At 42.6% G+C, this 338-nt stretch carries 1 protein-coding gene; it reads right to left on the bottom strand.

Going from position 1 to position 338, the window contains the following annotated elements:
- A partial coding sequence (locus tag R0K30_RS21375) for a hypothetical protein (protein WP_410612784.1) occupies window positions 1-338 on the bottom strand: 338 nt, incomplete at both ends.

The following is a 338-nucleotide window of genomic DNA, read 5'->3' as shown; positions in this document are numbered from 1 at the left end:
CTGGGGGATCTGATAGGCATTTTCTTCCATGCCCATGTTTACTTCGGTAGTTTGAAACTCACTTAAACCATGCTCATTAAACAAATAAGCTTGAGGATGAATGATATTCCAGGATACTCCATAATGAGTTTGAGCATAGTGTTGGCCATCGAAATACCTTAGGCTGGGACTAAAACGGAAGAAATCTATAGCGTCGAACCCACTTTTACGGTCACGACGCATAACGAAAGTATCCCGGGGAATTCGCCAGTCACTATGCCCTGCAAACGAAAAGTTTCCTATTGCCTCCTCAATACTGGCTTCGCTAAGAGTTTCATATTTATTAGGCTGACCATAAC

The sequence above is a fragment of the Bacillus sp. SIMBA_154 genome (genome assembly GCF_046536015.1).
GTDB classification, from domain to species: domain Bacteria; phylum Bacillota; class Bacilli; order Bacillales; family Bacillaceae; genus Bacillus; species Bacillus pumilus_P.
This window is presented reverse-complemented; position numbering and strand designations above follow the sequence as displayed.